At 43.3% G+C, this 4,811-nt stretch carries 2 protein-coding genes; one reads left to right on the top strand and one right to left on the bottom strand.

Translation table 11 applies throughout. The annotated features are described in order from the left end of the window. Positions 1 to 216 precede the first annotated feature (216 nt). Complete coding sequence (locus LZ24_RS16805; RefSeq protein WP_144686867.1) at positions 217 to 2,355, top strand: AAA family ATPase; 2,139 nt, start codon at positions 217 to 219, stop codon at positions 2,353 to 2,355. 1,769 nt (positions 2,356 to 4,124) lie between these two features. Here LZ24_RS16805 and LZ24_RS16810 read toward each other — a convergent pair. Next, positions 4,125 to 4,760: a YagK/YfjJ domain-containing protein gene (locus LZ24_RS16810; RefSeq protein WP_144686868.1), complete on the bottom strand. Its 636-nt coding sequence runs from the start codon at positions 4,758 to 4,760 to the stop codon at positions 4,125 to 4,127. Positions 4,761 to 4,811 lie beyond the last annotated feature (51 nt).

The raw sequence follows: 4,811 nt of genomic DNA on the forward strand, positions 1-4,811 counted from the left end.
GTGCTTGGAGGTCTTGCCGGTGCATTGGCTGGGTTCATGGCTGGCTCTACTGCTGGTCATGCTATCGGAGATCATGTGGATCGGGTTGTGATTGGCGTTTACAGATGCCATAAATGCAGGGTAGAATTTGCAGGGTGATGGTGAGTTCAGGGCCTGGGCAGAGCTTATCTGCTCAGGTCTTTGTGCAGAGGATGACGGGAACAGCATGGGGGTGGTATGGGGTTGTTTGATATTGAAGAACCACAAAAACAGAGCCGCTGTGTTTGGCCTGTAGGTGTGCCCGAAAATAAGATTGTTTTTGATCAGTGGGTGTTAGTTTATGAGTTTTTCTTTCTTAATCAAACGAGTTTGTATCATTTTTTGGAAAAAATTCATGCGTATAAATACCCACAAAGGCAGTGGATGGAAAAGTATTGTTATATTAGTGGTTTTGGCATTATTTTTACTGCTTTTGAAATACAATATAGTGACGGGATTCTTGATGGGAGCAAGTATGGTCATATATTTAAATATGAAGATTTTGGTTTACCTAATACTGCAATTTCAAAATATTCACATGATTTAGAGAAAAAATTTGGAAAGAAATCTAAGCCTTTATTTGCCTGGTTCCAAATAGATGGTAGCGGAAGTTTTGATTTGTTTAGTTTCTGTTCTGCAATTTTAAAAAAGAATATGCAAGATGTGGCCAATATGCTGGAGGATTACATACGAAATAGTAAAAAAGGAAGAGCTTCTGCGTATAGTCAGGATGTGGTGCCATTAGAATTATGTGATCAAAGCAATGGATATGATTTTAAAGGTGGAAAATTTATTGAGACCTTTGAATATTTTACTCGTTCTGGGGTTTTATTTCAGTATGTTGATTATTGGCTTTTGCCATCTGGAGAAAAGTATAAGCTCTATTATACTTTGTGGCGTAAATCAGATGGTTACGATTGTCGTTTTGTACCAATCCCACCAAAAAAACCGTACCTTTTGTTTAAATTAAACTCCATGTCTAAGTATCCTGATTCTTTGATATTTTTTGTGGAAGATGAAGCGTTGGCATATGAATGTACCAGGATGAATCCATTAGGCTTATTCGGTAATAATGATTCTAATCTGATTTTTACAACCTGCTTTAATGGCTTTGCAGGTATCAAAGATGCAGATCTGAGTCCATTGGAGGGCAGAATCGTATGTTTGTATTTGGCAGAGGATAGCGAGGATGTGCAGCACTTGCCAGAAGCCATAAAAAGCTTAAAGAAAGCAAAATGTGCAAGAATATTTGTGATGCATGGAGAGCATTGCCCTGTCCTAGCAGATGATTACCTCAAGAGCATCGGGCATAATGATCAGCTTGTTTTGCCTGAATCAAACTTAAAGCCAACTTATAAAATAGTTACACCTGATCAAAAGATAGAGGGTGAATTTTGTGTACCAAAAGTTTTGCTTAGTCCCATCATTATGGAGGGGAATGTAGTCTGGATTTATGGAAAAGAAGGGGCATCTAAATCTTTAATTGGTATGAGCATTGCCCAGGCATTATCGTCTGGCAATAAGACTCTGGTTAAATGGCATACCAAAAAACCTGTGAAAGTTTTGTATATAGACAGTGAAACCCCACCAAATTATTTTGCTAGAAGAATGGAGCAAATTATTAAGGGGATGAATTGTAATTATGGAAAAAGGGCTTTTGATGTTATTTCTCTGCTTGATGCTTCTGGTGTGAATAAAGATATAGATATTGCGGACACAAAATGGCAACAAAGCATAAAGGAAGATATTCAGAAAACAGATGTTATTATTTTCGATAATTTTTATTCTTTGACTGACAATAGTATTAAAGCGGCTACAAATGCTATCCGCTGGTTTGGGGAGCTTAGGCAGACAAGAAAAACCGTCATTGTGTTAGACCATATGAACAGTGATGGGGTTTTACAAGGAAGTATCGAAAAAAGAAGGTTCGCTGATTTGATTATGAAAATTGAGGTTGATGGGAATAATGATAATCGTCTTAATATCATAATGGAAAAAACCAGATACATAGAAAAAGCAGAAGACAAAAAGACTTTTCAGATTGATATTGTGTCTGAGGAAGATGCCTTCAGGATGGAGGTGGTGGCTGAAGCAAAACAAGAAGTTCCTCCCTTGTCTGAAACAGATCGGAAGGTTGCTCTTGTTAAAATGTTGCTAGATAAAAAAATGAGCGGAATAGATATTGAAAAGCTCACAGAAATAAGCAATTCCAGTGTCAGTAATTATAAGAAAAAGGCCATGCCTGCAATGACGGATGAGGAGCGTCAAAAGTTGGAAAAAGAAGCCAATGGTCTGTATGAAAAATATTTGGAAATGGAAAAAGCTGGGAAAAAATGATGCCGTTTCTGTGAAAAAATATCAGGTGTAAAAAATAATTAATTCGTACCTGAAAAAGCACTCTGGGGCCTGCAATGGGTTCCGGGGTGTATTTTTTTTGTGAAAAAATATGGTGCCATGATCGCCTGTAAAAATCTCTCAGATGGTGCCTGCTGGGGGTGACTCAGGGCGATGGTTGAGCAACGAAAAAATCTATGTAAGGGTAGGGATGCAGCTGGTCTTTTTTGGAGGGAGGGCACGGTAGAAAATGAACCCATTTAGAAAAAAATGATCAGCTCTCTGGAAAAAAATCCCGGTAGCATATCCTCTGGTTGGAGGATAGGATCAGGTAGCTCTGCAGTCTGGGTGTCGATGTGAGATTTGGTGGAAAATAGCCCATTTGAGGGGGGGTACCTGGAACCAGTGGATTTCTGGAATGCCTGGGTGATGCTCTGTATTATCAGTGTTTTGACCTGTTAGATCTGGGTATAGACGCATGGAAATACCTTGGAACCCTATGGAACATAATTTTAGGGGGAAATAGCCAAATCGGAGCTGGTCGTTACCTCGGCAGTGGGCTGTCTGGTGGTGCTTGCTGTCTGCTTTTTATAAATCAGTGAGTGTCTTGGTATAGAATGTGCAAATGTCCTGTAGGGGGGTGCTGCGTCCCGTAGCTGAGGCTGGTGGTGCTGTCTCATGTATGGTCACTGTGAAGAACTATCCCGTCCGTCAGCCTGCTTAAGGACAGATAAATAAACCTCCGTTCTTTTCGGTCTTATGTTCAAAACGCAGTGCTTCTTGGTTGCTCTTCGTTTCGTGTGGCATGATTTTTGACGGTGTGGGCTGCTGCCTTGACTAAGGTTTTTGAGGGCATATTTCCATCTTCGATGCTTGGTCTTGGCATGATTTTGATAGGTATGTTTGGGTGCAGAAAAGTTGCAGTGCCCAAGGATAAAAAATCCTCCCCCTCCCGGAGCTGTCATGAGGCCCTTCGCAAAGCCACTACTTCTGATCCTGATATGCTTACTGGTATTTTGTGAGTAGCCTTTAGCTTCAGAATCTTATCGCCTGTCTGTACTCTTGAAAGATATTGGCTCAGTCCTATTTCAAATGGCCGATTAACTGTCTGGTTGCGGGGTGTGGTCGATGCCGTCATGCGGTGAACCTGTGCAAGGGTAGGGATGCTGTGGTGCGTGTAAGGTGAAGAAAATAATCCGCTCTTTGGAGGTGAATCCCGTCAAAGTATCCTCTGGCTGGAGGGGGTCGAGGAGGGGTGTCTGGAACCTGTGGTACAAAATCTTAAGGACAAGTGACCGAATCGGAGGTCGTTGCCCTTGGCAGTGGGAGTAGGATGCGTATGGCTGAGTGCGTGCATGTGTCCCGCAATGAGTGGTGCGGTAATTGCTATGAGTGCAACTGCTGGTATCGGATGCAGTCTCTGGTCTGGGTGTCGTCCGGAGTGGAATGGATGTAGAATAGAGAGTATAGTATGAGACGGGCAGTCAGGCGTTTACAAAGCAGCTCCCACCAGTACACAGGGCAGTGATACGGAACAACCATGATCCCATGAACTACGCATCGCCTGCATGGGGGATAGACGGCCAAAACGAACCAACTCGTATGACCGCCTCCCCGACCTCAACTCCCAAATCAAAACTAAAAATCCACAGGAACGGGTACCTGTAAATCCCTGGTAAATCCCAGTCAAATCCCAGCTAAAAAATAAGCCGCATAGTAAAAATCCCAACCTCCTCCCCCCCGTCGTTGTACTCGAAGTTGATGACTGATCGTTAAAATCGAGAGACCCCGAACCTGCGTACTCCACCGGGCGTGTATTGTTTTTGGTTGACCTTGGCGAGATAGGAAGCCCACTCAAAGCAGTGGTTAAAAGTCTGTTCGTACTCTGCCTGCTGACCGGCTAATGTGTCACCTGTGGCTAGAGAGGATGGCCTGCGGATCATAATGCCGTTAGTCCCTGAGGTGCAATAATGAACTAAGCCTGCACTGCCGCCGACGACCCTGTGCCAGATCGTAGTAGCTCTTTCTAAAAGACTGTAGGCGTGTTGGATTCTGTTGCCGTTGAGTAAAAAGACGCAATGGTAGTGGGGATGCTGAGTGAGGGCTGCCTGTTCCCGTACCCAGATGTAATGGAGTTCGATTTTGTGGTAAGTGTAATATTCTTTCAAGAGTTTCAAAAAGGCAGACAGGGCGTAGTTGTCTGTGGTGTCCAGGTCAGGTGATGCGTAGGGAAAGTGCAGGTCCAATCTCACAAAGAGGACTTTGTTGTGCTTGTTGGTCATGTGGGTCATGAGGTGGAGCGTCTTTTCTAAAAGGTCAGGATAGGTAGCCAGAGTACCAGTGCTGCCGTTGTTGACTGGATGTCCGTGGTAGCTGTCAGCTGTCGAGGTGGTGGTGAGGTATGCCATGGTAAAGCTCCTTTCAGTGGAATGGTGTCAGGGTACAGTCAGTGTGATCGT

The organism is Desulfobotulus alkaliphilus, from assembly GCF_007830435.1.
In the GTDB taxonomy this organism is placed as follows: Bacteria; Desulfobacterota; Desulfobacteria; order Desulfobacterales; family ASO4-4; genus Desulfobotulus; species Desulfobotulus alkaliphilus.

Coding starts and splice junctions, on each gene's coding strand:
- LZ24_RS16805 (WP_144686867.1), top strand. CDS start 217: ATGGGGTTGTTTGATATTGAAGAACCACAAAAACAGAGCCGCTGTGTT.
- LZ24_RS16810 (WP_144686868.1), bottom strand. CDS start 4,760: ATGGCATACCTCACCACCACCTCGACAGCTGACAGCTACCACGGACAT.